Origin of the sequence: Allomuricauda sp. CP2A, assembly GCF_001683915.1 — a bacterium.
In the GTDB taxonomy this organism is placed as follows: domain Bacteria; phylum Bacteroidota; class Bacteroidia; order Flavobacteriales; family Flavobacteriaceae; genus Flagellimonas.
In genome coordinates this window covers 1-26,591 of record NZ_LXTT01000044.1, presented here as the reverse complement: position 1 = coordinate 26,591, position 26,591 = coordinate 1, and the positions used below count along the sequence as shown (strand labels likewise).

General features: G+C 42.2%; 29 protein-coding genes. 14 read left to right on the top strand and 15 right to left on the bottom strand.

From position 1 onward, the window contains the following. Window positions 1-136: 136 nt before the first annotated feature. The 5 genes from acs to A7D14_RS05780 all read right to left on the bottom strand — a co-directional run bounded on the left by acs (window position 137) and on the right by A7D14_RS05780 (window position 6,095). On the bottom strand, window positions 137-2,044 hold the full coding sequence (gene acs, locus A7D14_RS05800) for an acetate--CoA ligase (RefSeq protein WP_067031311.1): 1,908 nt from the start codon (window positions 2,042-2,044) through the stop codon (window positions 137-139). A gap of 63 nt (window positions 2,045-2,107) precedes the next feature. Beyond that, entirely contained in the window at window positions 2,108-3,823 is a 1,716-nt protein-coding gene (locus A7D14_RS05795; RefSeq protein ID WP_067031308.1) for a sodium:solute symporter family protein, read from the bottom strand. A gap of 20 nt (window positions 3,824-3,843) precedes the next feature. Continuing rightward, a complete protein-coding gene (locus A7D14_RS05790; protein ID WP_067031305.1) occupies window positions 3,844-4,101 on the bottom strand; it encodes a DUF4212 domain-containing protein in 258 nt (85 codons plus the stop codon). Between the two features lie 73 nt (window positions 4,102-4,174). Then, window positions 4,175-5,134, bottom strand: coding sequence for a phosphoribosylaminoimidazolesuccinocarboxamide synthase (locus A7D14_RS05785; RefSeq protein WP_067031302.1), 960 nt, complete (start codon window positions 5,132-5,134; stop codon window positions 4,175-4,177). Between the two features lies 1 nt (window position 5,135). Next, a complete protein-coding gene (locus A7D14_RS05780) occupies window positions 5,136-6,095 on the bottom strand; it encodes a PhoH family protein (RefSeq protein WP_067031298.1) in 960 nt (319 codons plus the stop codon). 124 nt (window positions 6,096-6,219) lie between these two features. Here A7D14_RS05780 and A7D14_RS05775 point away from each other — a divergent pair, with 124 nt between their 5' ends. The 7 genes from A7D14_RS05775 (at window position 6,220) to A7D14_RS05745 (ending at window position 13,260) form a co-directional block, all read left to right on the top strand. Beyond that, window positions 6,220-7,050: an S-adenosyl-l-methionine hydroxide adenosyltransferase family protein gene (locus tag A7D14_RS05775; RefSeq protein ID WP_067031296.1), complete on the top strand. Its 831-nt coding sequence runs from the start codon at window positions 6,220-6,222 to the stop codon at window positions 7,048-7,050. Beyond that, a complete protein-coding gene (locus A7D14_RS05770; protein WP_067031293.1) occupies window positions 7,051-7,353 on the top strand; it encodes a putative quinol monooxygenase in 303 nt (100 codons plus the stop codon). Further along, window positions 7,353-8,084 (top strand): gliding motility-associated ABC transporter permease subunit GldF, encoded by a 732-nt coding sequence (gldF, locus tag A7D14_RS05765; protein WP_067031290.1) that lies wholly within the window; start codon window positions 7,353-7,355, stop codon window positions 8,082-8,084. The genes A7D14_RS05770 and gldF overlap by 1 nt, the downstream gene beginning before the upstream one ends. Continuing rightward, complete coding sequence (gene gldG / locus A7D14_RS05760; RefSeq protein WP_067031287.1) at window positions 8,081-9,745, top strand: gliding motility-associated ABC transporter substrate-binding protein GldG; 1,665 nt, start codon at window positions 8,081-8,083, stop codon at window positions 9,743-9,745. The genes gldF and gldG overlap by 4 nt, the downstream gene beginning before the upstream one ends. Before the next feature lie 120 nt (window positions 9,746-9,865). Continuing rightward, entirely contained in the window at window positions 9,866-10,984 is a 1,119-nt protein-coding gene (gene dnaN / locus A7D14_RS05755) for a DNA polymerase III subunit beta (RefSeq protein WP_067031284.1), read from the top strand. Window positions 10,985-11,132: 148 nt separating this feature from the next. Beyond that, window positions 11,133-12,206: a hypothetical protein gene (locus A7D14_RS05750; protein WP_067031281.1), complete on the top strand. Its 1,074-nt coding sequence runs from the start codon at window positions 11,133-11,135 to the stop codon at window positions 12,204-12,206. Window positions 12,207-12,312: 106 nt separating this feature from the next. Continuing rightward, complete coding sequence (locus tag A7D14_RS05745; protein WP_067031278.1) at window positions 12,313-13,260, top strand: GNAT family N-acetyltransferase; 948 nt, start codon at window positions 12,313-12,315, stop codon at window positions 13,258-13,260. 54 nt (window positions 13,261-13,314) lie between these two features. Here A7D14_RS05745 and A7D14_RS05740 read toward each other — a convergent pair whose 3' ends face one another. Beyond that, window positions 13,315-13,674 (bottom strand): DUF4870 domain-containing protein, encoded by a 360-nt coding sequence (locus A7D14_RS05740; protein ID WP_067031275.1) that lies wholly within the window; start codon window positions 13,672-13,674, stop codon window positions 13,315-13,317. An 86-nt stretch (window positions 13,675-13,760) separates the two neighbouring features. On the opposite strand from A7D14_RS05740, the gene mnmE reads away from it, so the two are divergent. The 7 genes from mnmE to A7D14_RS05700 all read left to right on the top strand — a co-directional run bounded on the left by mnmE (window position 13,761) and on the right by A7D14_RS05700 (window position 18,585). After that, window positions 13,761-15,131: a tRNA uridine-5-carboxymethylaminomethyl(34) synthesis GTPase MnmE gene (gene mnmE / locus A7D14_RS05735; RefSeq protein ID WP_067031272.1), complete on the top strand. Its 1,371-nt coding sequence runs from the start codon at window positions 13,761-13,763 to the stop codon at window positions 15,129-15,131. A 76-nt stretch (window positions 15,132-15,207) separates the two neighbouring features. Beyond that, a complete protein-coding gene (locus tag A7D14_RS05730; RefSeq protein WP_067031269.1) occupies window positions 15,208-15,504 on the top strand; it encodes a type II toxin-antitoxin system HigB family toxin in 297 nt (98 codons plus the stop codon). A gap of 2 nt (window positions 15,505-15,506) precedes the next feature. Further along, entirely contained in the window at window positions 15,507-15,866 is a 360-nt protein-coding gene (locus tag A7D14_RS05725; RefSeq protein ID WP_067031266.1) for a type II toxin-antitoxin system HigA family antitoxin, read from the top strand. Between the two features lie 131 nt (window positions 15,867-15,997). Beyond that, window positions 15,998-16,294, top strand: coding sequence for a type II toxin-antitoxin system HigA family antitoxin (locus A7D14_RS05720; RefSeq protein WP_083157996.1), 297 nt, complete (start codon window positions 15,998-16,000; stop codon window positions 16,292-16,294). A 475-nt stretch (window positions 16,295-16,769) separates the two neighbouring features. Next, window positions 16,770-16,964 (top strand): 30S ribosomal protein S21, encoded by a 195-nt coding sequence (locus tag A7D14_RS05710; RefSeq protein ID WP_067031256.1) that lies wholly within the window; start codon window positions 16,770-16,772, stop codon window positions 16,962-16,964. Window positions 16,965-16,968: 4 nt separating this feature from the next. Next, the gene (locus A7D14_RS05705) at window positions 16,969-17,703 is read left to right on the top strand and encodes an NYN domain-containing protein (RefSeq protein ID WP_067031314.1); all 735 of its coding nucleotides are present in this window, start codon (window positions 16,969-16,971) and stop codon (window positions 17,701-17,703) included. 15 nt (window positions 17,704-17,718) lie between these two features. Further along, on the top strand, window positions 17,719-18,585 hold the full coding sequence (locus A7D14_RS05700) for an RNA polymerase sigma factor RpoD/SigA (protein ID WP_067031253.1): 867 nt from the start codon (window positions 17,719-17,721) through the stop codon (window positions 18,583-18,585). A gap of 26 nt (window positions 18,586-18,611) precedes the next feature. Here the strand turns inward: A7D14_RS05700 and A7D14_RS05695 are convergent, their stop codons facing one another. From A7D14_RS05695 to A7D14_RS05655, 9 genes are all read right to left on the bottom strand, one after another. Further along, window positions 18,612-19,241: a hypothetical protein gene (locus tag A7D14_RS05695; protein ID WP_218058509.1), complete on the bottom strand. Its 630-nt coding sequence runs from the start codon at window positions 19,239-19,241 to the stop codon at window positions 18,612-18,614. A 131-nt stretch (window positions 19,242-19,372) separates the two neighbouring features. Continuing rightward, window positions 19,373-19,717, bottom strand: coding sequence for a hypothetical protein (locus tag A7D14_RS05690; protein WP_067031246.1), 345 nt, complete (start codon window positions 19,715-19,717; stop codon window positions 19,373-19,375). 36 nt (window positions 19,718-19,753) lie between these two features. Then, window positions 19,754-20,176, bottom strand: a complete 423-nt coding sequence (locus A7D14_RS05685) for a GreA/GreB family elongation factor (RefSeq protein WP_067031243.1) — start codon at window positions 20,174-20,176, stop codon at window positions 19,754-19,756. A 213-nt stretch (window positions 20,177-20,389) separates the two neighbouring features. Beyond that, window positions 20,390-21,709, bottom strand: coding sequence for a sigma-54-dependent transcriptional regulator (locus tag A7D14_RS05680; RefSeq protein WP_067031240.1), 1,320 nt, complete (start codon window positions 21,707-21,709; stop codon window positions 20,390-20,392). A gap of 6 nt (window positions 21,710-21,715) precedes the next feature. Further along, the gene (locus tag A7D14_RS05675; RefSeq protein WP_067031237.1) at window positions 21,716-22,810 is read right to left on the bottom strand and encodes a sensor histidine kinase; all 1,095 of its coding nucleotides are present in this window, start codon (window positions 22,808-22,810) and stop codon (window positions 21,716-21,718) included. Between the two features lie 79 nt (window positions 22,811-22,889). Further along, window positions 22,890-23,123: a hypothetical protein gene (locus tag A7D14_RS20205; RefSeq protein ID WP_141673238.1), complete on the bottom strand. Its 234-nt coding sequence runs from the start codon at window positions 23,121-23,123 to the stop codon at window positions 22,890-22,892. A gap of 82 nt (window positions 23,124-23,205) precedes the next feature. Then, a complete protein-coding gene (locus A7D14_RS05665; RefSeq protein ID WP_067031230.1) occupies window positions 23,206-23,904 on the bottom strand; it encodes a response regulator transcription factor in 699 nt (232 codons plus the stop codon). After that, on the bottom strand, window positions 23,894-25,171 hold the full coding sequence (locus A7D14_RS05660; protein WP_067031228.1) for a sensor histidine kinase: 1,278 nt from the start codon (window positions 25,169-25,171) through the stop codon (window positions 23,894-23,896). The genes A7D14_RS05665 and A7D14_RS05660 overlap by 11 nt, the downstream gene beginning before the upstream one ends. A 223-nt stretch (window positions 25,172-25,394) precedes the next feature. Further along, window positions 25,395-26,591: InlB B-repeat-containing protein (locus A7D14_RS05655; RefSeq protein WP_141673236.1), on the bottom strand; the 1,197-nt coding region annotated here is incomplete at its 5' end.

Genomic DNA, 26,591 nt, shown 5'->3' with positions numbered 1-26,591 from the left:
ATTATGATGGAGCATCCATAATAATTGAAGTCAATTTGGAAATTACCACTTCTTTAATAGCGCAATGGCGATGGTGGTCTAAAAAACGTAAAATTGTGGGTATTATCTTTTATTTTGGTCGCAAAGGGGTATAAGATTACAGACTTTCCTCAATAATCTGCTCCACTACCTCTGGGTTCAACAAGGTTGAAATGTCTCCCAAATTATCGGTTTCCTTGGATGCGATTTTGCGAAGAATGCGACGCATGATCTTTCCACTTCGGGTTTTGGGCAAGCCGGGCACAAATTGAATCTTATCCAGCTTGGCAATGGGACCAATATGCTCCGTAATCATTTGGTTGATTTCCTTTTTTAGATTGTCCCTATCACGGGATTCCCCAGTTTCCTTCAAAATGACATAACCGTACAGCGCATTTCCTTTAACGTCATGCGGGAACCCAACAATGGCCGATTCAGCTACCGCAGGGTGCTCGTTAATGGCATCTTCAATCGGTGCCGTACCCAAGTTATGCCCGGAAACAATGATCACATCATCTACCCTACCGGTGATTCTATAATAACCAACTTCATCCCGCAAGGCACCATCTCCAGTAAAATATTTCCCTTCAAAAGCCGAGAAGTAGGTGTCTTTATACCTTTTATGGTCTCCCCAAATGGTTCGGGCAATGGAGGGCCATGGAAATTTAATGCACAATCGCCCATCCACTTGATTGCCCTTGATTTCCTTTCCGTTCTCATCCATTAAGGCCGGTTGTACGCCGGGCATGGGCAAAGTGGCATAGGTAGGTTTTGTGGGGGTGGAAAAAGGAATGGGGGAGATCAGGATTCCTCCCGTCTCCGTTTGCCACCACGTATCCACAATGGGGCATTTTTTTTCACCAACATGATCGTTGTACCAGTGCCAAGCCTCCTCGTTGATGGGTTCTCCAACCGTACCCAAAACTTTTAAACTTGAAAGGTCATATTTGGTGACAAAATCCAAGTTTTCCTTGGCCAAGGCTCGAATGGCCGTAGGAGCCGTATAAAATTGGGTTACCTTGTGTTTTTCCACTACTTCCCAAAACCGACCAAAATCGGGATAAGAAGGAACTCCCTCAAACATTACGGTAGTGGCACCATTGGCCAGGGGCCCGTAAACAATGTAAGAATGGCCTGTGATCCAACCAATATCAGCCGTACACCAATAAATATCCTCTTCACGGTATTGAAATACATTTTTGAACGTATACGCAGTATACACCATATACCCCGCTGTGGTGTGCATCATTCCCTTGGGGCGTCCGGTGGAGCCCGAGGTATACAAAATGAACAGTGGGTCTTCTGCTTCCATGAGTTCGGGAACACAATCAGAATACGCTTTGTCCAACAAAGGTGCCAGCCAGTGGTCACGCCCCTCCATCATATCGATTTTTTCTCCAGTACGTTTGGCGACCAAGACACTCGCAATACCAGGACACTGTTTTAGGGCTTCATCCACAATGCCTTTTAAGTCGATGGTCTTGCTTCCTCGGAACGAACCATCAGAAGTAATGACCATTTTTGCATCACAGTCATTGATCCGAGTGGCCAATGCGGTGGATGAAAATCCTGCAAACACCACGGAGTGGATGGCTCCTATCCTCGCACAGGCCAATACGGAAATGGCTAATTCAGGTATCATGGGCAGATAAATCACAACCCGGTCTCCTTTTTTTACCCCTTTATCCTTAAGCACATTGGCAAACTTGCACACCCGTTCATGCAATTGGGTATACGTGATATGCTCTGCTTCTTCCTTTGGGTCATTGGGTTCAAAGAGGATGGCTGTTTTATCGCCACGACTACGCAAATGCCGATCTATGCAGTTTTCGGTAATATTGAGCTGTGCTCCATCAAACCATTTGACCTCAGGCTTTGTAAAATCCCATTCCAATACGGAATCCCATCTTTTACGCCAGAAAAAGTGCTCCTCTGCCACTTCTTCCCAAAATGCCTCTGGATTTCTTACGGATTTACGATAGACCTGAAAATACTCTTCCAAATGTTTAATATGGTAGTTGCTCATCTAGTTTACTTGATTTTTATTGGGCCTTAAAATTATGAAAAAGGGAGGAATTATTCTGGCTTATCAATGCTCAATGGCATCGCCCACCCCACTTGGTATACGGATATTTTCCACGATTTCCTGCACATCTTCCGGAGGGTCATCGGTAAAGCTGTTCACTACTATGGCCACGATAAAGTTTACTACCATTGCGATGCTTCCAAATCCTTCTGGCGAAATACCAAACCACCAATCATCCTTTAAACCATCAATGGCCTCCTTTCCTCCATCAAAAATTCCAAATTTAAACTTCAACATATAGAAAAGCATCAGACAAAGGCCTACAACCATTCCTGATATGGCCCCCTGACTGTTCATCTTTTTATAAAAGATGCCCAAGATAATGGCAGGAAAGAACGATGCTGCTGCCAGACCAAAGGCCAGCGCTACCACTGCCGCCACAAAACCTGGCGGGTTGATTCCAAAATACCCTGCAATGACCACAGCTACTGCAGCTGAAATTCTTGCGGCCCAAAGCTCTCCTTTTTCGGAAAGGCCAGGATTAAGGACATTTTTTATCAAGTCATGGGATACGGAAGAGGAAATTACCAATAACAATCCTGCTGCGGTTGACAAAGCTGCTGCCAATCCTCCTGCGGCAATCAAACCAATTACCCAAGCAGGCAAATTCGCTATTTCCGGGTTGGCCAATACCATAATATCCCGGTCAACCGTAAGTTCGTTTACTTCTGGTGCGGCCACATATTGAATTATGCCGTCACCGTTTTTATCCTCATGGGCAATGAGTCCGGTAGTTTCCCATCGGCTGAACCATTCAGGCATTTTGTCATATTCTTTCCCGCTTACCGTTTCAATTAAGTTTGTTCTAGCGAATACAGCAACTGCCGGCGCTGTGGTATACAAAATAGCAATGAACAACAATGCCAAACCAGCCGATTTTCTGGCATCCCGAACCCTTTTTACAGTAAAAAAGCGGACAATTACGTGCGGTAGACCAGCCGTACCCACCATCAATGCAAGTGTAATGGCAAATACGTCAATCATGCTTTTGGATCCAGAAGTATATTCTGCAAAACCGAGTTCGGTGGAGAGACCATCCAATTTATCCAACAAATAGGTTCCCGAACCATCGGATAAGGTGTCACCAAAACCAAGTTGCGGGATTGGGTTACCTGTCATCTGAATTGAAATAAATATGGCAGGCACCATAAAAGCGAAAATCAATACGCAATATTGCGCCACTTGGGTATAGGTGATTCCTTTCATTCCGCCGAGGACGGCATAGAACAAAACAATCACCATACCGATAACCACCCCTGTGTTAATGTCAACCTCCAAATACCTTGAAAACACGATGCCCACACCTCGCATTTGTCCTGCTACATAGGTAAAAGAAACAATAAGGGCACAAAAAACAGCCACAACCCGGGCTGTTTTGGAGTAGTACCGTTCTCCAATAAAATCAGGTACGGTGAACTTTCCAAATTTCCGAAGGTAGGGTGCCAATAACAAAGCCAAAAGCACGTAGCCTCCTGTCCACCCCATTAAATATACAGCTCCATCGTACCCCGCAAAGGAGATAAGCCCCGCCATGGAAATAAAAGAGGCTGCCGACATCCAATCTGCTGCGGTAGCCATTCCATTGGCCAATGGGGAAACCCCACCTCCTGCAACATAAAACTCTTTGGTGGAAACGGCACGAGACCAGATGGCAATTCCTATATACAGACCAAATGATAATGCGACCAACACATAGGTCCAAATTTGAACATCACTCATAATTAAGTTTTAATGATTGGTTATTCTTCGTTGTAGCCGTATTTCTTGTCCAATTTGTTCATAAGCCGGACGTAGACGAAAATAAGAATGACAAACACGTAGATAGACCCTTGCTGTGCAAACCAAAAGCCCAGTTTAAAGCCGCCCATCCGGATGGTGTTCAGCTCATCCACTAGAAGGATTCCAAAGCCGTAGGAGACCAGGAACCAAATAGAAATTAAGATGGCGAGGTATTTTAGATTTTCTTTCCAGTACTTTTTGCGAAGGTCGGTGTCCATTTGTTAGGTTTGATTGAAGAAATATAAGGAATCCTCAGGAAAAACCATCAAAAATTGGAAAGACCAACACTTTTTAAGAAAGACTGTTCAAATAATTTGAAACATTGATCCCAATACGTTCATGGATGTTGGACACATCGGCCTTGAGGAAGTTTTCTCCCGTAATGCTCTCATACAGTTCAATATACCGCTCTGAAACGGACTCGATGTAGTCATCGCTCATTTCTGGAACAGTTTGCCCTTCCAAACCTTGAAATCCGTTGGAAATCAGCCATTGGCGTACAAATTCCTTTGACAATTGTTTTTGGGGCTCTCCTTTAGCCTGACGTTCTTCATACCCATCAGCATAGAAATAGCGGGAAGAGTCCGGGGTATGGATTTCGTCAATCAACACAATTTCTCCTTCTTTTGTTTTTCCAAATTCGTATTTGGTGTCCACCAAAATCAATCCTCGTTTTGCAGCAATTTCAGTCCCTCTTTGGAAAAGCGTCTTGGTATATTTTTCCAAAACTTTGTAATCAGCTTCAGAAACAATTCCACGTTTTAGTATGTCTTCTTTGGAAATATCTTCATCGTGATCGCCTTTCTGTGCTTTTGTGGCCGGAGTGATGATGGGTTCAGGAAATTTATCGTTCTCTTTCATGCCTTCGGGCATGGGTTCTCCACACAGCAGTCTTTTTCCTGCTTTGTACTCCCGCGCTGCGTGACCGGAAAGATACCCCCTGATCACCATTTCAACCTTAAAAGGCATACATGCTTTTCCAACAGCTACATTGGGGTCTGGGGTGGCCATCAACCAGTTGGGAACAATATCCTCCGTGGCTTGCATCATTTGGGTGGCAATCTGATTCAAAATTTGACCTTTGTACGGTATACCTTTCGGCATAACCACATCAAACGCGGAAAGGCGGTCTGTGGCCACCATCACCAAAATGTCGTTCTCCAAGGTATAGACTTCCCTTACTTTTCCCTTATATATCGATTTTTGACCCGGAAAATGAAAATCCGTGTCCATAAGTGTATTCTGCCCCATTTTAAAATTGATTTTGGTGCTCTATGTTCTTGTAGGCGTCAATGACTTTTTTGACCAATTTGTGACGGATAACGTCTTTTTCATCCAAATAGATAATGCTGATGCCATCCACATTCTTAAGAATGAGCAAAGCCTCTTTCAAACCTGAAATCACCCTTCGTGGCAAATCTATTTGGCCAGGGTCGCCTGTCAATAAAAATTTTGCATTCTTTCCCATACGGGTCAGGAACATTTTCATTTGGGCATGGGTGGTGTTCTGGGCCTCGTCCAGAATCACAAAGGCGTTGTCCAGCGTCCGGCCCCTCATAAAGGCCATGGGGGCTATTTGTATGGTACCGTCCTCAATGTATTTAGCCAATTTTTCCGTAGGAATCATGTCCCGAAGTGCATCATACAACGGTTGCATGTAGGGATCTAGTTTTTCCTTGAGGTCTCCCGGAAGAAATCCCAAATTTTCTCCCGCTTCCACCGCAGGTCGGGTAAGAATAATTCTCCGCACCTGTTTCTCCTTCAATGCTTTCACGGCCAAAGCCACACCCGTATAGGTTTTTCCGGTTCCGGCAGGACCAATGGCAAAGACCATATCATCCACCTTACAGGCATCCACCATTTTACGTTGGTTAAGGGTCTGGGCCTTGATCAGCCTGCCGCTAACACCATGTACCAACACATCGCCACTACTTTGGGAGGAAGCATAGTCTTCCTTTCCATTGCTGGTGAGGACACGCTCGATCATGTTTTCATCCAACTTGTTGTACTTGGCAAATTGGCTGGTGAGCATGTCAAACCGTTTGTCAAACTCTTCCAAGAGTTCTTCGTCCCCATATACCTTAATTTTGCTGCCCCGGGCAACAATCTTTAGCTTTGGGAAATATTTTTTTAGGAGTTCAATATTCTCATTCTGCTGCCCGAAAAAATCTTGTGGGCTGATGTCCGTGAGTTCTATGATGAGTTCGTTCAAAAAGTGTGGGGTATTTTTATGTTGTTTTTACAAGAATTGTATTCTTTCTTTTTTAATGTAATTTTACTCCACAAACTTAACCAAAAATCAATTTGAGAAGGCAAAAACATATCAACAGTATTGCATGGCAATCATAACCTTAACTACGGATTTTGGAATTAAAGACCACTTTGTTGGTGCCGTGAAAGGGACTATTCTGAGCAACCTTCCCGATGTGAACATTGTTGATATTTCCCATGCCATAAGCCCATTCAACATTCAGGAATGCGCCTATATCCTTAAAAATGCCTACCGTTCCTTTCCTGAAGGCACCGTGCACATTGTTGGGGTAGACTCCGAACTCTCCCCCGAAAACCAACATATTGTGGTGCAGGTGGACGGGCATTATTTTGTAAGTGCTAACAGCGGGGTGATTTCTTTGATAACCTCCGAGGTGAAACCTGAAAAAGTGGTGGAAATCAGTATTCCCAATGTAATTTCCGGGTCGTTTCCCGTGATGAATGTCTTTATTCAGGTGGCTTGCCACATTGCCCGTGGCGGAAAACTGGAGGTGATTGGAAAACCTTTTGATGCCCTGAGGGAACTCCGGGAATTTGAGCCCAGAATCATCAATGAGGGAAAAACTATCTCGGGCAATGTCATTTATATCGACAATTATGGCAATGTGGTGACCAACATCCAAAGGAGTCTTTTCAATGCGTACAGAAATGGCCGCGATTTTGAGGTGACGGCTCGTACTACCAAAATCAAGGAAATACACAGTAGCTACAACGGAATCATCAATTTTGAGCTGGATAAAACCCAACGCAAAGGTCCGGGTGATGCTTTGGCCCTTTTCAATTCGGCGGGCTATATTGAGCTGGCCATCTATAAAAGTGACCTGAATTCCGTTGGTGGGGCTTCTTCACTTTTGGGGCTCAATTACCGGGACACTGTAACCATAAATTTTTTGTAAATGCTGATACGCATCGTAAAACTCACCTTTAAACCCGAAAATATTCCTAGTTTTGAGCGAATTTTTAAGGAATCGAAAAACGGAATCTTGGCGTTTGAGGGCTGCAACTTGGTAGAGCTGTATCAAGACCTCAAAAATCCTTGTGTGTTTTTTACGTATAGTTTTTGGGAAAAGGAATCGGACTTGGAAAAATATAGAACATCAGATTTTTTTAGAGAAGTGTGGGGAACCACCAAAAAATTGTTCAGTGAAAAGCCCGAAGCTTGGAGCGTCAACAAAGTTCAATCAATAAACCCATCTTAATGTTCGCTATTTTTAAGAGAGAGGTACGGTCTTTTTTCACTTCGCCCATTGGGTATTTGATCGTGGGGGCTTTTTTATTGCTCAACGGACTCTTTTTGTGGGTCTTTAGAGGAGAATACAACATCTTTGATTACGGTTTTGCCGATTTGGGCAACTTCTTTTTGCTGGCTCCCTGGATTTTTATTTTCTTGGTCCCCGCCATTACCATGAAAAGTTTTTCCGAAGAACGAAAAATGGGCACACTGGAATTGTTGCTCATCAAACCCATTTCGGTTTGGAAATTGGTCTTGGGCAAATTTTGGGGTGCCGTGCTTTTGTGCATCATCGCCATAATTCCCACCATTGTGTATGTGTTTGCCATTTCCAGTTTGGGGATGATTGAGGGCAATTATGACCTGGGGATGGTTCTGGGCTCCTATTTTGGACTTCTATTTTTGATTTCAACCTATACGTCCATCGGCATATTTGCCTCTACCCTTTCGGATAATCAGATTATTGCCTTTTTGGGGGGCATTTTACTCTGCTTTTTGGTGTTCAACGGATTTGATGCGGTTTCTTCCCTGTTTTCAGATGGTGAGTCCCAGCAATGGGTGCAAAATTTAGGAGCAAAATCACATTTTGAAAGTATAGCCCGTGGCGTTATCGATACACGGGATTTGGTATATTTTATTTCGATGACGCTGCTCTTTTTGTACCTCACCTTTCAACGTCTAAAACAACTGCCCCGATGAAAAAATTTCTCATTTCAGTAGTGGTGGCCCTTGTTGCCGTTGTTTTGTTGAACATCTTGGCAAGCTTTGCCTACACGCGATTTGACCTGACCGAGGATAAACGCTATACCTTATCCCAGCCAGCCATGGATATAGCCAAAAAATTTGATGCACCCGTCGTGGTGGACGTGCTCTTGGATGGGAACATTCCCCCCGAATTTTCAAAGCTCAAGGCCGAAACGATTCAGCTATTGGAATCCTTCGCTTCAAAAAATAAAAACATTACCTACAATTTGGTGGACCCGCTGGAAGATGAAAGTCAAGCGCAACAGACCATTGCCGAATTGCAAGGCTTGGGGCTTCAACCTGCCAACGTAACGGTAGAGGAAAATGGGAAAGTTTCGCAAGAATTGGTTTTTCCATGGGCGATGGTGAATTATGGCAATCAGACCGTGAAAGTGCCCTTGCTCAAAAACAAATTGGGATCATCCGCAGAGGAACGCATCAACAATTCGGTACAGCAATTGGAATATGCTTTTGCCGATGCCTTTACCAAATTGAACCTCACGGAGAAAAAAAGTATCGCTGTCATCAAAGGAAATGGGGAACTCGCTGATATGTATCTGGCGGATTATTTGACAACCATTCGGGATTACTACAACATTGCGGCCATTACGTTGGACTCTGTGACATCCAACCCACAAAATGTATTAGATCAATTGAAGGGTTTTGATATGGCCTTGATTGCCAAGCCTACGGAAGCCTTTTCCGATCAAGAAAAATATGTGATGGACCAATTTGTGGTGCAGGGTGGCAAATCCATTTGGTTGGTAGATCAGGTTGCCATGGAAATGGACAGCATTTTGGCAGGAGGTGGAAGTGCGTTTGCCCTGCCTCGGGAGCTCAATCTGAAAGATTTCTTTTTTAAATATGGCGTCCGAATCAATCCCGTATTGGTGAACGACATGTATTTCACCCAAATTGTTTTGGCAACAGGAGAAGGCAATGATTCCCAATATGACCCCGTACCCTGGTACTACAATCCCATGGTGTTTTCAAAAAACAACCATCCCATCAACACCAATATTGAGGCGGTTCGCTATCAGTTTACTAGCCCGATGGAGGTGTTGGAGAATGATTACGACAAAACCATCCTTTTGCAAAGTTCACCCTTGTCCAAAACCGATGGTACGCCACGGCAAGTCAGCCTGGATATTCTGAGCAATCCCCCAGAACAGGAAACCTATACCCCTGGGAACATGCCCTTGGCGGTATTGATTGAAGGTGATTTTGTGTCGATGTACCAAAACCGGGTAAAACCCCTTAAACTAGAGAACACTTTGGAAGAAGGCCCGTCCAACAAAATGATTGTCATCTCTGATGGGGATGTCATCAAAAACCAATTGCGTAATGGCAGACCTTTGGAGCTGGGGTACGACAAATGGACCAATAGTTTCTATGGCAACAAGGAATTTTTGGTGAACTGCACCAATTACCTGTTGGACAACACCGGACTTATAAACATTCGGAGCAAGAAAGTATCCATTCCTTTGTTGGATGTAAAGAAAATCGCAGCCGAAAAAACCAAATGGCAGCTCATAAACATTGGTGTTCCCGTACTCTTGACCTTGCTTTTTGGAATTTTCTTCAGCTATTACAGAAAGCGCAAATTTGCGGTCTGAGTGTTGATAAATTTGTTTCTTTGCTTCGAGCTTTTAAGATATATTTGCTTTTATCGATTTATAAGCCCAGTTTTTAATGACTTCAAGTCGATTGGGCCACAATACTAAAGGATTTCTTTGATGAAGTTTATTGTATCCAGTACATATTTATTGAAACAATTACAGGTTTTGGGAGGAGTTATCAACAATAGCAACACGCTTCCCATCCTCGATAATTTTCTGTTCGATTTAAAACAGAACCAACTGACGGTCTCAGCATCCGACCTTGAAACCACCATGAGCTCTGTTCTTGAGGTGGATTCCGATGCCGAGGGCACCATTGCCGTGCCAGCCCGTTTGTTGTTGGACACTTTAAAGACATTTCCCGAGCAGCCTCTCACCTTTGTGGTAGAGGACAACAATACGGTGGAAATCAGTTCCAACCACGGTAAATATGCCTTGGCCTATGCCGATGGTGCTGAATTTCCAAAAGCTGTGGAGGTTTCCAACCCAAGTTCCACTACCCTTTTGGGTGATATTTTGGCCACCGCCATCAACAAGACCATTTTTGCGGCCGGGAACGATGACCTTCGCCCTGTGATGAGCGGGGTGTTCTTTCAGTTTTCTCCCGAAAATCTGACTTTTGTGGCCACCGATGCCCATAAATTGGTGAAATATCAACGGCAGGATGTCACTGCTTCACAAGTAGCGGAATTCATTATGCCCAAAAAGCCTTTGACCCTTTTAAAGGGGATTTTGGCAGGTTCAGAATCCGAAGTGACCATCGAATACAACGACAGCAATGCCAAATTCATTTTTGACAATTCAGTATTGATTTGTCGATTGATTGATGGGAAATACCCCAATTATGAGGCGGTGATTCCAAAGGAAAACCCCAATAAATTGACCATCTCCAGAAACCAGTTCTTGAGTTCGGTGCGCAGGGTTTCCATTTTCTCCAATAAGACCACGCACCAAATCCGATTGAAGATCGCTGGTGCAGAGTTGAACATTTCTGCCGAAGACGTGGATTACAGCAACAAGGCCGAAGAGCGGCTTTCATGCTCGTATCAAGGTGATGATATGCAGATTGGATTCAACTCCCGATTTTTGCTGGAGATGCTCAACAATTTATCCTCGGACGACGTTTCGCTGGAAATGAGCTTGCCCAACAGAGCCGGAATCCTTACTCCCATTGATGGATTGGATGAAGGGGAGCACGTGACCATGCTGGTTATGCCGGTGATGTTGAACAATTAGTTTCCCTTCATAGAAAAGGGAGAACCTACGTAAAATCAATAAAGGACCTTTTACCGAGAATATTTTGTATTCATCGTTGTCATTGGCTAGAACACAGGTTTTAAATTATTTTTAACAAATAATGTGTTTTAACCTTAAACTTTTGAATATGAAAAAATTAACACTAGCTTTTTTTGCGGTTTTCGCATTAATTCTTTCTTCGTGTGAGGTTGAACCTGCTGGAGGCAAGGATGTAACCAGCATTGATGCCAAGGGTAAAGCCCCAAAAAAGAATTCAGTAGAATTTGATTTTTCTGAAGAATGCCAAACTTCTGAAGCTATTCTTTTTGCAGGACAGAACATAGAAGTAGGTAAAGTGACGGTCTCTGAATCTGGGGGAAATTATGTTATTACCTACGAGATTACAAACGATGAATGGTGCATTACTGAAACCCACCTATCCGTAGTGAGTGCTCCAGAGGATTTTCCAATGACCAAATCAGGTAATCCAAAGAATGGAAATTTTGAGTACTCGGACGAGTTTGAGTGTGAAAAGGCCGTTACCTATGAGGTAGCTATCGAAAAAGGACCCTTTATTGCAGCCCATGCTGTAGTGGAATGTGTTTCCAGCTCACCGGAGACCATTACCGCCAGCTTACCTGAAACCGTTGATTTTTGTACTATTGACCAAGGACCTGATGCCTATTTGAACATCAATATTAGTGAAGGACCTTTGGTTGGCACGTATGGTGCTTGGTGCATTGATAATGATTCACCTATCAATCTTGATGAGTGCTATTCGGCCGATGTATATGACATAGGAGAAGAGCTTCCTGATTCATTTGAATATCCAGAAAACTTTGATTTGGTCAATTGGTTACTAAATCAAAATCCAGTAGGTGAAACCAGTCCTGGCTCAGGAGAAGCGTATACCTATGGTGATGTTCAATTTGCCATCTGGAAGTTATTGGACGACATAGAAGACGAATCATGTGAAGAATGCAGTTTGGGTGATTTCACTCCAGAGCATGTTGATGAGCTGGTTGCCTTGGCTCAAGAAAATGGAGAAGGATTTACACCAGAGTGTGGAGATGTAGCCGGTGTTGTACTGATATCAGAAGATGCTCAACCGCTTGTTATTCCTATACCATTGGAATGCAGCCCTTGTGAGGAGACAGCTTGGGCAGATGGATGCGACTTCCCTGGCGGTAATTGGGCTACCTATTTCGAGTATTCCGAATAATAATCCAATAGGAGTAACTTTGTATCACAAAAATAAAGGGGCAAACCAAACTTTGCCCCTTTTATATTATAGTACATTTACCTAAATCCAAACAATACGCTTCTACATGAAAATACCCTTTGTAGAATCACATAATTTCTTTTTTGACTTTTTTGAAAAGAATCAAATCCCTGCTTTTTACAGCAAAATTAACGGTGTTCCCAAATCTTTTTTTGCTGAAACTGTTCTGTCAAAAAAAACAAGAAACAAAATACATATTGTAAACTGTGTGCCTCCACATATTTTTGACGATGGAGATAGTATAGACCCTTCCTATGGTTTCTTTTCAAAATCATACCGAATGGGATTTGCCATGGATTTGACCAATCACGATTCCGCCAGAGCGTATTTGCGGGATAGACTCGGCAAAAAAACTTTCAAAAATATTAGACAAGATCAACAAAGGTTAGAGCGTGACCATAACATTCGTGTTGAAACATACCATGGTGATATTGACCGATCCCTTTGCACAGAACTTTTGAACACCTTAAAAAAGTATGTGGAAAGTCGGTTTAAGGGTAGAACACACAAACACACAGCCTTAAGTAGGTGGGATTTTTATGCCGAAACAACTTATAAAAATATATGTGCAAAAAGAGCTTCCCTATTTGTAGTATATAATAACAATGATCCCATTGCCATATCACTCAGTTATCACTACAAAAATATTTTTAATGCCACCATCACCTCATTTGACCAAGAGTATTACAGATATAGTTTAGGAAAATTAATGTTTGTATGGCAGTTGGAATGGTGCTATGAAAACGGATATGGGCTATTGGATACCGGGTGGGGCAACTTGGACTATAAAATCAAATTTTGCAACGCCGTTTACTATTATAAGACCCATGTATTTTACCAAAAGAAAAGTTTTTTTAAAAAGATTTTGGCCTATACCATAAGCTGGTTGTTACTGAAGAAGCACCATTTAATAACCCTCCGCGGCAAAAAGATACAAGATTTAGAAAGTGCCTATGAAGGTCTATGGCTGAAACCCGAACGGTTCAAGTGCTGAAACCCGTAAAAACAACAGTTCCTCTTTTGATAATAAAACTCCAAGGTGAAAATCCTATAAAAATCGTACCGTCATAAAATAACTGGGTGACTCTCCATTAGACGCTTTTACCGCATTGACTATGGGCAATATAAAACCCAAGATTCCTGTTGCGATCAAGCCCAAGATTCCCAAACCCAAAAGTAGGATGGCCGGAATACTGATAACGATGTAAAGTATCAAGCTTAATTGTAAATTAATGATTGCCTTTCCATGCTCGTTCATTCCTTCAACCTTATCTCTTGATGATAGCCAAATGATTAAAGGTACTATAAGACTCCCAAAACCTATCACATAAGATAAGAGTTGGGTAAGGTGCGTAATGGCCAACAAGGTGTTGTCCGTTCTAACTGCTTTTTCATTGATTACTTCCATTTTTCGATTGATTTTGATGATGTACCTTATTAGTAGATAATTTGTCCAAAATGTTACAGCTTTCCGCTAATTTGTACTTTTGCCCTATGTCATACACGGATAACATTGTAGCCTTGGCAACCCCTTCAGGAACAGGGGCCATTGCGGTGATTCGCATTTCTGGGCCGAATGCCATTTCCATTGCTGATTCCATTTTTAAATCGGTAAAGGGGAAAAAATTGTCCAAGCAAAAGAGCCATACCATCCATTTGGGGCATATTGTGGATGATGGAAAGGTATTGGATGAGGTGCTGGTTTCCATTTTTAAGGGGCCGAATTCCTATACTGGAGAACATGTGGTGGAAATATCCTGTCATGGTTCTCCCTATATTCAACAGCAGATCATTCAATTGGTTTTGCGGAAGGGTTGCCGAACGGCTTCTGCGGGAGAGTTTACCCTTCGTGCCTTCCTGAATGGAAAAATGGATTTGAGTCAGGCGGAAGCTGTGGCCGATTTGATTGCCAGTGACAGTGAAGCTGCCCATGACATTGCCATGCAACAAATGCGGGGTGGTTTTAGTAATGAAATCCAAAAATTGCGCCAGGAACTTTTGAACTTCGCTTCCTTGATTGAATTGGAGCTCGATTTTTCCCAAGAAGATGTGGAGTTTGCGGATCGTACCCAATTCAATGAATTGCTGAACCGCATCAGTGAAGTTCTCAAAAAACTGATAGATTCCTTTGCCCTCGGAAATGTGATCAAGCACGGTATTCCTGTGGCCATTGTGGGCCAGCCCAATGTGGGAAAATCCACCCTCCTGAATGTTTTGCTGAACGAGGAAAGGGCCATTGTAAGTGACATTGCAGGAACCACAAGGGACACGGTTGAAGACCAAATCAGTTTGAACGGCATCAATTTTAGGTTCATTGATACCGCTGGAATCCGTGAAACAGTGGATGTGGTGGAGAAAATTGGAATCGAGCGTACCTTCGATAAAATCGACAAGGCCCGCTTGATCATCTTCCTTTTTGATCGTATGGATTTTGACCGTTCGGAATTGGAGCGCATCAAAAATCGCTATCCGAACAAACAATTGGTGCCCATCTGCAATAAGGTAGATCTTTTAAAACCTGCCCAAATAAAACAATTGCAAGAGGAAATCCCAGATGTACTCTTCCTCTCGGCCAAGAACAGAACGGGAATTAGTGAGTTGGAAAAGAAACTGCTTGCTTTGGTAGATTCGGGTGCTTTGAGCGGTGATGAGACCATCATCACCAATAGTCGCCATTATGATGCACTTTTAAAGGCCTTGGAGGAAATCCAGAAGGTAAAGGAGGGTATGGAAATGGGACTGGCCAGTGATCTTATGGCGATTGACATTCGACAAGCCCTTTATCACTTGGGAGAAATTACAGGTAGCGTTACCACAGATGATTTATTGGGCAACATTTTTTCAAACTTCTGCATCGGCAAATAATTCTATATTTCAAAATATTATTTTGTAATTCAAAATTTGGCATTACCTTTGCTTAGCAGTAATTGAAGTTTAAACAATGCGTATTGTTACCTACAAAAGAATAAAGGAGTTTATAGAAATGCACGCAGACAGTGAAAATCCTTTAAACTTTTGGTATCATACGGTTACGGCAAAAAACTGGGATAACATCAACGAGTTAAGGCAGGATTTCAACACCGTTGATTATGTGGGAAACCACCGTTTTGCTTTCAACATCAAAGGAAACGATTACAGGCTGGTTGCCATAATTTCGTTCAATGCCAAAAAGGTTTACATTAGGTTTATAGGTACGCACTCGGAGTATGACAAGATTAAGGACATTAAAAACATTTAGCAATGATACAGACGGATAAAGAGTATAACGCCATTGTTGAACGTATAGAAGAGCTTTTGCAAAATCCCGACAATATCGAAAACAAAGATGTAAAGGGTTATGTGGAACTAAACCTATTGTCTGACCTTGTGGCAGATTATGAAGAACGCCATTATCCGGTAAAAAAGCCTCCATTGGTTGAGGTGGTTAAATTACGTATGGTTGAAATGGGATTGAACCAAAAACGCCTATCCGAACTTTTGGGAGTTAGCACGTCAAGGGTAAGCGAGTACCTCAACGGAAAAAGCGAACCTACTTTAAAAGTAGCTCGGGAAATAAGCAGAAAATTAAGTATCGACGCTTCTATTGTTTTAGGCGTGTAGATTTTGTAAAAAACACCGTTCGTATTTATTGTTTTGATTGGACGCCATACATTTAGCAACGGTAAGGATACCCGTAAAAAGGAAGTCTTTATTATATTTAGGCAAACCTTCGGCTAGAGGAATTAATTGATATGGTTGACTACAATACCCCAACTGATGACTCCTTGGCTATAGAGTTTACGGAAATTACCGATATTATAGAACAATACGAAGAAATCCATTTCCCCATGGGGTTGCCTACCCTACAGGAAATCATCGAGCTTCGTATGTTTGAAATGGGGCTTAAAAGGAAAGATCTGGCTACACTTTTAAATACCAGTGCATCTAGAATAAGTGACTACTTAAACGGCAAAAGAGAGATTACATTGAATGTTGCCAAGGCATTGCACCAAAAATTGAATATTGACAGTGATATTATTCTTCAATAAAAGTTTTTAACAAAAAAAAGCCATCTATTTTCCACCTCCAACGCCTCTTCCCATTTGTAAATAGCACCAATTGTCCTCTTTTTGGGGCAGATAAATTTTTCATTACTGCCACTAAATGCTTCCCAGACCTTGATATTTGATTGTGGTTAATATTGCCATACCCCAAAATAAACGGGATAAACAAGTTGATTTTCAATTTAAATCCTTTCCTTTACAGCACATCATGGATGATGGACGACCATTGATCCAATCCTTAAATAAAAAGGCAGCCCTCTTCTTTACCTATGTCCAATTCACTAGAGGCCACTTCTTAGTTATTTTTTGCTTGAACCAATACTTGCGTTTCAAAGACCATTGAGGTCAAAATCCAAAGTTGTATATCTGGGAACTGCCTTAAACCAGATAATGGAATGCTATTTTACACGATAGACCCATAAAATGGCAGTATCACGTAATCATTTAAAACAAAAGAAACATGCTGATAATCAAGATAGCTCCTAACGAGAACATTGAAAGGGCGCTGAAAAGATATAAGAACAAGGTGCGAAATACCCAACAGTTGAAACGCATTAGGGACAACCAGGAGTTTACCAAAAAATCCATGAAGAAAAGACATGATTTGGCAAAGGCCATCCATAGAAAAGAGTATTTAAAAAAGAATGAGGAATGATTTTATGGACAAAGACCTAAATCTTGCCGTCTTAATAGATGGCGACAATATTCCTTCACGCTATGTTAAGGAGATGTTGGAGGAAATTGCAAAATATGGCAATCCAAGCATCAAAAGAATATATGGGGATTGGACCAAACCTAGCCTGACAAAATGGAAGGATGTCCTTTTAAAAAATGCCATCACTCCCATTCAGCAATATGGATACACCACTGGCAAGAACTCAACGGACAGTGCCATGATCATTGATGCAATGGATATCCTTTATTCCGGAAAGGTAAATGGCTTTTCGCTGGTCTCCAGTGACAGTGATTTTACCCGATTGGCCATTCGGCTCAGAGAAGCCGGAATGACCGTTTTTGGCATTGGGGAGCGGAAAACCCCCGATCCTTTTATAGTTTCATGTGATAAGTTCATCTACCTTGAAATTTTGCATAAGGACCCTGTGGGAAAATCCGATACCCCGGAGAAAAATGATAAAAGTAAAGTTGATAAAATCACACCAAAGGTGGTTGACCTTATCCTTAGTACCATAGCAGATGTGGAGGATGAGGAAGGTTGGGCCTTCTTGGGCGAAGTGGGCACACTTTTACAAAAGAAACAGCCCAATTTTGATGCTAGAAACTACGGGTTCAGAAAATTGACGCCTTTGGTCAAATCCATAGGTCAAATTGAAATAGGATCAAGAAAAAACCCTAAAGGCAATGGAAACTTGATTTATGTACGGACGATGACCTAATGAAAATTGATGCCTATGAGACCTCTTTCAATATCTAAGCAGATTACCAATAGAGATACTCCTTCTCTTAATTTGTACTTAAGCGATATAAGTCGTATTCCAATGATAAATGAGGAAGAAGAGGTTGATTTGGCGGTCAGAATCAGGCAAGGAGACACCAAGGCTTTGGATAGATTGGTGTCCGCCAATTTGCGTTTTGTGGTTTCCGTGGCCAAACAATACCAATCAAGAGGGCTCAATCTGCACGATTTAATCAATGAAGGAAACATGGGCTTGGTAAGGGCAGCAACAAAATTTGATGAGACTCGTGGGTTTAAGTTCATTTCCTATGCCGTTTGGTGGATTCGTCAAGGCATAATTCAGGCCCTTACCGAAAAATCAAGGATTGTTAGATTGCCCTTGAACAAGATCAATGTGATCAATAAGATAAATAACATTTCTTCGCATTTTGAGCAAATACATCAAAGGCCGCCAACGGCAGAAGAAATATCGGAATTGATTGATTTCTCACTATCAGAAATCCAAATTTGTTTGACGCATTCTTCTTGGTCCATCTCTATGGATGAATCATTGAAAATTGGGGATGGTGGACTTAGCTTGCATGACACCATGCGCTCCAATGAATTCAACAGTCCAGAACAAAAACTGATCATGCGTTCATTGCAATTGGATATGGATGGTGTTTTGGATATCCTATCCTACCGTGAGGCCTTTGTCATTAAGATGTTTTTTGGTATTGGAACAAACGACCCCTTGGGGTTGGAAGAAATTGCTTTTCACTTAGATCTTACCACAGAGAGAGTGAGACAAATAAAAATAACAGCATTGGAGCGTTTACGAAATTCTTCCAAGATTGAATTTTTGAAAGAATATCTGGAATGACCGGCTTTCGGTATATAGCAGTGCCACTATGCTTTGCCCAATTTATTGGTGCCCAACAAAACCATATGCAAAACAACGAACCCCATAATTACAAGAAACACCAATTCCACTTTGGAAAGTAACGCGTTCATCCCCAACGCCCGGTTTGAACGTTCTGTCATTTGGCCACCTTCAGCAAATTGAACATTTTCCAAATCGTCCAAGTTTTTCCTAATTTCCAGCAATTCTATTTGAATATCTCTCCGGGTAGTTCCCATGGTTTCCTTTTGATGTCGCAGTTTGTTCTCAAGTGAGGTCAATTCCACGTAGTTTTTTCGTAAGTCGAAGAAAAAATTGGACTCATTACGGGTCAATTTGGTTTCTCCAAAACGTGACATCAAGCTGGCAATGGAGTCGTTTGTGGCTTCAAAAATGCCGTTGTTTTCTCCAAGGGAAAGTTCTTTTTGATAAAACAGCCCACTCATTTGGTAAATATAGTCTTGGGCCACTACGCGATCATTGTAAACAGAGTTTACCGTGTCTTGGGTTCTAAGAATATAACCGTAATCCATTAAGTTGGCAACCATTATAAGCATAAATGAAATTGCCAAAACCAGAATTAAGCGCAATCGTTGCTTTCTTCTGGAACTTTTGGATGTACTGATCATCTTTAACACGGCTATCTAATTTTTCCTATCGCATACATTTTATTGTCATTCTAAAAAAAGCCCAGCTCCAATACCTCCTGATCGAGCAAATCTTGGAATACAGAAGCTGGGCAAACACCAATCAATCAATTAACCGCTACTTAAGCTTTTACCAACTCTCCGGAGGCCACGGCTTCCCTAAAATTTGCCGCTACTTGCCAGTGGCTTCCAAAAAAGCGATTGCCATCAATTCGTTTGATCCTAACCTTAAGGGTACCGTCTTTCTTTTCCTTCACGGAAGTGACCACAACTTTGTTTCCCTCCACCCTTTTATAGTTTGCAATTCCACCACGTTTTATGATAAAATTGGCTCTGGGGAAATCTATGTGTTCATATTGTGGGGCATCCGGGGTTCCAATTTCAAAAACATCACCTACGGAAACCTCTTGGGCATTAAGGCTTAACGCACCGATCATAAACGCTACTACTAAAATGTATTTATTCATATCTGAAAGTATTTAAGGGTTATACAAAATTCTCTTTTATTCATTCTTTATGGAATAGCTCATACTATCTTTGGTGACCATCCATTCCACTTTTTCAATCGCAATCTGGTCGGATTTGTTGGGAAGAACTACTTGATCCCCCTCTGAACGACCTATCAATGCTGCCCCCAGTATGCTTCGTACCGAAACCTTGTTGTCATCATTTACCCCATCAGGCTCAAGCACCAATTGAAAGCTTTGCTTCTCACCGGATTTCTTGGCCACCGTTATCCTTGAGTACAGACGTACAATGCCTTCGGGCAATTCCGAACCATCATAGATCTTTGCATGGTCCAAGCGCTCTTTGAGCATATCCAAAGCATCTTTCTGGAGATAGTCATGATAATACTTGTGAAAGTTCAATATCTTCTTAAGGGCCAAATAATCCGTTTTTTCCATGATCACATCTCCAAACTTCATGACTTGGATTTAGGTCTTATGGTTCCAATGAATGGCACAAAAATTAGCATGGCTATTCTATTTGCTATACTAAGGCAAAGCCCGTGCCTAAAAATCCACTGAATTTCAGATTAATTTTAATTGTTTGAAAATCAGTATTTTGATAAAAATAAGAAGTGTGTTGGAGAAATCTTGACTGGGGAATTTTTACCCGTATGAGTAATTTTTACCCGCTTATTTGAGCTTTTCGCGGAGTGTTTTACGATCAATTCCCAGAATCTTTGCGGCTTGGGTTTTATTGTTTCCAGTGGAGGCCAATACTTTTTGAATGTATTCTTTTTCCACCTGTTTTAAGGGTTTGAGGGATTCCTCGGGGAAGTCTATTTTAAACTTGACCTGCTCTGGAAGATGTTTAACGGTTACCTTGCCATCGCACATAATTACGGCCCGCTGAATGATATTCTCCAGTTCTCGAATATTGCCCGGCCAAGAATAGCGTTGCAGCACTTCAACAGCCTCTGGGGCAATGCCCACCAATCTATCCCTGTATTCCACGCCATATTTTTGAAGAAATTTGTTGACCAAAAGCGGAATATCAGAAATTCGCTCACGTAAGGGGGGTACTTTGATGGAAACCACTGTTAAACGATAATACAAATCTTCCCTGAAATGCTTCCCCGCTATCATTTCTTCCAAATTGCTGTTGGTGGCGGCTATAATCCGAACATTTAACTTTTCAGGTTTTTGGGACCCCACTTTCATGACTTCCTTTTCCTGAAGGACCCTCAACAGTTTATTTTGAACGGCTAGTGAGGCATTGCCAATCTCATCCAAAAAAATGGTCCCGTTGTTTGCCGCCTGAAAAAAACCGTTTCGGGTTTCATTGGCGCCGGTAAAGGCTCCCTTGGTATATCCAAAAAGCTCTGCCTCCAATAAATTCTCTGGAATGGCACCACAATTGACCGCAATGAATGGTGCCCGGGAAAACTTGCCGGAATAGTGAATGGCACGAGCCACAAGTTCCTTTCCTGTGCCACTCTCACCCTGAACAAGAACAGTAGCATGGTTGTCCTTTACTCGCTCAATGATTTGTGTAATATCTTCAAAAGCTTCCGAGGCACCTATCATTTCTCCGTATGCCTTTGGGAGTTGTGATTCGGGCTTTAAATCCTTCCTTTTTAAGATAATGGTCTTTAGTGACTTTTCAATGGCATCTTCCAGTTCTACCTTGGTAAAAGGTTTGGTAAGATATTCCGTAACGCCCGATTTAATAACGCTCATGGCATCATCAATGGATGGAAAACCTGTCACTACCAGTTTGGGCATGTCAGGAAAATGTTCTGCTGTATACTTTATCAACTCAATGCCATTTATTTCAGGCATATTGATGTCCGTGATCAATAGATCTATCTCGGTATCCTTTAAAATGTAAAGGGCCTCCTTAACGGATACGGCACTGTAGGTGTGATAGTGCATTCCATTGAGGTGCCTTTGGAGCAATTCCAAAATTTGGATGTCATCATCTACCAGCAAAATATTTTCCTTCTTCAGCATACGAACCTATTTGAGTTTGGGAAATTCAATGGTGAATACGGTTCCCTTAGGCTTGTTCGGGGCATGCGCTATACTTCCTTTGTGGCTTTTTATGATGCCATGTACTACGCTTAGGCCAAGACCGCTCCCCTCTCCCACCGGTTTGGTGGTAAAAAACGGATCAAAAACACTGTTTGCTTTATCTTTGGGTATGCCGGTTCCTTCATCGGAAATGACCATGATCACCTTATCTTTTTTGTCCGTGACCCTAATTTTAATGGTGCTCTTTGGAGGTGAAAAATAGATGGCATTTACAATAAGGTTGAAAAGCACTTGGGTCAACTGAATCTTGTCCGTGCGCAATACAATATTTTCTGTATTGACCTTCAAATCGCAGGAAACCTCATTTTTGGCAAGGGTTGTGCGCAATAGATCTATGGCATCCTGAATAATGGGAACAATGTTGATGCTACTGCGCTCCTCCGGCATTTCGCAGGCAAAGAACATGAGTTTTTTTACCACCTCCCTTGAAAAAATGGTGTTTGTAATGATTTTGCCCAAGTCTTTTACGGCCAGGGAATCATTTTCGACCCTTTCCCGCAAGAGTTCGGCAAACCCCAAAATATTGGCCAATGGCGTATTGAGTTCGTGGGCAATGCCAGCAGTGATCTCACCCAAAATTCTAAGCCGGTCCGCTTGTTCAACTTGTCTACGAATGCTTTCCTGGTTGTCCTTGATTTCCTTCCGTTCCAAGAGATTGCCCACTTCAAGGCAGACATTATCCAGCAACTGCTGTTCTTCCACCAAAAAATCATCAAGAGTATACTTGGGTGACGGATAGCCTACTTTTATAAGGCCTTTTCGCTCATTGAAAACGTTGATGGGCGATTCCAAAAACACGTATGCTTCTCCCCTTTCTTCGGTTTGAATTGAGGATACAGGAGTCTCCAATTCCACATAGGTCTCTTCATTAAACTGCCATGCCCGTTGCAAACAGTTTGCAATGGCCTTTAACACTTCTTCTATCTGTTCGTAATCACTATGAACAATCAAGGAAGTCACCTCATAGAGGCAGGTCAATTCCTTGATACGTTCTTTGAGTTTCTGTTCTGCTGTGTGCAAGGTCTTGGCTTTGCCCGTAAATTACTAATTTCCCAATTACCAGAAAGAAAAGGAAGGCCAATAAAGTTCGTCCAGCCATTTATTTTGAATCCAATCTTTGGATTTCAACAGTGGCGGCAGTGATTAAATTTTTAAGCTGTTCCGAATCTTTCTTTGGGCAATTTTGGGAGAGTTGATACTTTGAACTCTCGATAAGCCTTTGGCAATACGCTATTTGCTCATTGACCGGCAGTTTGGATATCGTCTGACCAAAAAGGTCATCCAACTGGCACAATGAAACTTTCTTGGGCTTATTACGAATAAATTTGAGCATTTTAAATATGTCGTTGGTGTGGTTCCATATAAAATCCACAAAAACCAAGCCATAATTGTCTGCGATACACTTAAAGGCTGTGCTAGTCCTCCACCTTTAGCATAAACCCTCTTCGGTTCACATTTACAATGCTTATTCTGGAATCCCTGCTTAAACGTTTCCGCAGGTGCGATATAAAAACATTGAGGCTCTTTTTATTGAAGTAGTCATTCTTATCCCAAATGGTGGTCAATATTTCCTTATGGGTACAAAGTTGGTTCATATTCATGGCCAGTAAGGTCAATAGATCAAATTCCTTTCCGGTCAACTTAATGCTCTCCCCTTTGTACTTGAGCTCAAAACTTTCTGTGTTCAAGGTATAGTCGCCTATATCAAAACTGGTCTCTTGGGATTCATTGTTTTCTTCGGTGACCAAACGGGATAACAGAGCATTGATACGAACCACAAGTTCTTCCTCATCTATGGGTTTCTTCAAATAATCTACCGCACCAAGGGAAAACCCCTTTAAGACATCAATTTTCAAGGAACGTGCGGTTAAAAAAAGAAATGGGAGCTCTGGGTTAATGGCCTTCACCTTTTGTGAAAGCTCAAAACCATCCATATCTGGAAGCATGACATCCAAGATGGCCAAATCAAATACATTGGTTTCTGTTTTTTGGAGTGCTTCCTGTGCGGTTTTGGCCCAAGTAACGGCAAATGCCTTCATACCAAGATATTCCGAAAGCAAATATCCCAAGGAAGCATCGTCCTCTACCAAAATCAATTTGTACTTATTGTCCATTTTTGCTCATTTTTAGGGAAATAACAAAGGTTGTGCCCTCTCCCAATTTACTATCTACCGAAATATTTCCACGGTGCATACTTACAATCTTGTGTACATAGGATAAGCCAAGTCCATGCCCTTTTACTTTATGTACATCGCCATTCTTGATTCTATAGTATTTTCTAAAAATCCGTTTCTGGTCTTTTTGTGGAATCCCAGGGCCATTATCCGAGATGGCTATCTGAAGTTTTCCTTTTTCAATATGGGCCTTTAGGTGTATCACAGGGTCATCTGAATACTTTTTGGCATTTTCCAACAGATTTCCTATGGCATTCTCCAAATGAAATTTTTCTGCCCGTATGGGATAGGCCTCTCCATGCAATTCAAAAGAAAAGCTGATCTTTTCATATTCTGATAGGGTTTTAAAGTCTTCACAAATTCGCTGTAGTTCAGGTTTAAAATCCAGTTCAGAAAACTGCATGATCTTTTTGCCGGATTCCAAACTTGCCAATTCCAGCACCTTATCAATATGTCTTCTCAATCTATCGGTCTCTCTTCGTATCAGTTCCAAAACCGGTTTCTTTTCCTGGGATATGCCCTCTTCCAATATTTTACTGGCCAGGCCAATGGAAAACACGGGAGTCTTCAATTCATGGGTAAGGTTATTGATAAAATCGTTGGTGGTTGTGATCAGGCTGCTCTGCCAATAAAATGACCTTAGCACCCAAATCACAACAACAATAATGGCCAATAGAAACAGAACCCCGGGGATGGTCAATCCATTTAACTGGCTCATAAAATACTTATTGATATCGTTAAAACCCAATTCAAGTATCACCTCCTTATTTATAAGGTTGGGCAGATACCCCTCAATCTTAATGGGATAAATAAGGATATCATCCCCCTTTATATGTGGCTTTATAGATGTTAGGTATTGCGTAGAATCCCTAGCGTACATTGAATAGGTAAAAGGAGCATCTATGCCCGAAACCCCCAGCTGGTACGAAATATAATCGTTCAAATAAAACTGCGAAAGCCTTTGTAGGCTATCCAAACTGATTTTTAATTCAGATGTATCTTTTTTTATGGTGCTCCCAAGGGTGTATGAGAGGGAGTTGAGTTCGGAAAGCTCCCCATTTATATTTTCCCTTGCATCATCGATTTTTTTTGAAAACTGCACCCGTGCAAGCCCCAAACCCACCCGAAGATATTGATACTGCACTACCAAAAGGCCAATGACAGATACCACAAAAACAATGACGTATACATTTCTCCGTGTCAGCATATTGCGAAGTAAACAAAAAAACCGAATCATTTAACCCATTGGTTGGCTTCATTAATCTTTCATTAATCTTTTTGGTCTTTTGTTAATCTCTTTGCTTGCATCTATATTTTAATTTAGCGTTGAGTTTAGTTAGTCATAAGTTAAATAGTGTAACATCTGTAAAAACGTAAAAAAACCGACCAATTGGTCGGTTTTTTAATTTCCAATGAAAGAACAGGCACATTTATTTCTTAACCATCAATTGTTTGAAATAGGTCGCCCCATCTTCAGTCAATATATTCAAATGATAGACTCCGCTTTGCAAATTAGTAATTGGTAAAACGTAAATAGTATTACCTGTTCTTAATTCCAAAGCATTATGAGTACCCACCAGCTGTCCAGATGAATTAAAGATTCGTATCTCTTTTAAACCTGAGCCGCCATTGGTTGAAAGTGTGACCTCTTGCGTTGTTCCTGGATTCGGATATAACATAATTTCAAAAGGAACAATTTGCACTTTGTTATCAAGAGTGCTCGTTGTATAATCGTTTATTCGCGCTGTTAGGCTTGGAGAAGACCCAGTTACTGCAACAGTATCAATAAAATAATATTCAGGGTTGCCACTGACGATCATCTCAATGACGACCTGTAGCGTGGAGCCCGTAAGGCCATCGGCCGTAAAGGTCTGTGGGGATATGTCGTCCGATACAAAACCGAACTCCACCGGGGTGCCACCGTCCAAAATGTAGAGGGCACGTACAAAATCCGCGCCTTCCTTTCTCTCATCGGCGTCGTCAACATCAACGGATATAGATACCGTACCGCTTATCGATATCACCTCGGAAGTCCACACACCTGGGGTATCACTGGCACCGTTGGCCATGAAACGGCCATCCAAGACCTCAAAGGTGCCACCGTCACGGACGGATGTCCACGCCGTGGAACCGTTGTCAACAGTGGTTCCGTTGGCCAGGTCCCCGAAGTCCTCCAGCCATATCGTTCCCCCCGAAGGGATTGGGCCATAAGTGGCCGTAAGGCTCACCTCAGAGGATGGCATGGTGACGGTCGTGGAGGCACTGTTGATGTCCGTGACTGAGGCGATATCGCCCGTCCAGGCCTCGAACTGCTGGCCCGTGGGAGCCGCATCGGCCACGATGTTGACCACCTCTCCCGATTCATACGTTCCATCGCCGCTTCCGTTGTTCACCGTGAGCGCATACGTTGTTCCACCGATTGGGCTATACGTAGCGGTCAGGTTCACGTTGGAGGATGGCATGGTAACGGTCGTGGAGGCACTGTTGATGTCCGTGACTGAGGCAATATCCCCCGTCCAGGCCTCGAACTGCTCGCCCGTGGGTGCTGCATCGGCCACGATGTTGACCACCGTGCCAGGCTCATAGGCCCCGTCACCGCCCCCGTTGTTCACCGTGAGCGCATAGGT